The sequence below is a fragment of the Paludifilum halophilum genome, assembly GCF_002245355.1.
Taxonomy (GTDB): Bacteria; Bacillota; Bacilli; order Thermoactinomycetales; family DSM-45169; genus Paludifilum; species Paludifilum halophilum.
This window is the reverse complement of sequence record NZ_NOWF01000141.1, coordinates 1-412: the sequence shown is the minus strand read 5'-3', so window position 1 is coordinate 412 and position 412 is coordinate 1. Positions and strand designations below refer to the sequence as shown.

The window sequence follows — 412 nt, the reverse complement described above, 5'->3', positions numbered from 1 at the left end:
TTATTGATCAGATGGGTGACAACTTTGAAGCCCATATGACAAGCTATTTTGAGGATTTCAAGAAATCCATGAAACAAAGGGTAAGAATACCAATTTCCTTAGTGGAAAGACATATTAATGATATATGCTTCTTATTTAATATTGATTTCACCTATATCCAAGCAGTAGTTCCAAGGGTGAGATGGCTAAGGCCATTTGGTTATGAACTAGATGTGGTTGAAGAATCAGTAGCAATCACTGCATTGCTTGCAGAAGAAATAGACAAGTCTACCAAGCCTTTTGGCACATATGATGTTGTTAAATCCAAAGTTGTAATAGAATTAAAGACTGCCTCCATAATGAAGAAGAAAGATAAATTGGTGAAGAAAATTAAGAAGAAATTTGGTGAAGGAATTGAGGCTGAAGTAGAAGA

The 412-nt window shown here is 34.7% G+C and carries 1 protein-coding gene; it reads left to right on the top strand.

Annotation, left to right across the window (positions count from 1 at the left end):
* Window positions 1-412: hypothetical protein (locus CHM34_RS19525; protein ID WP_169713843.1), on the top strand; the 412-nt coding region annotated here is incomplete at both ends.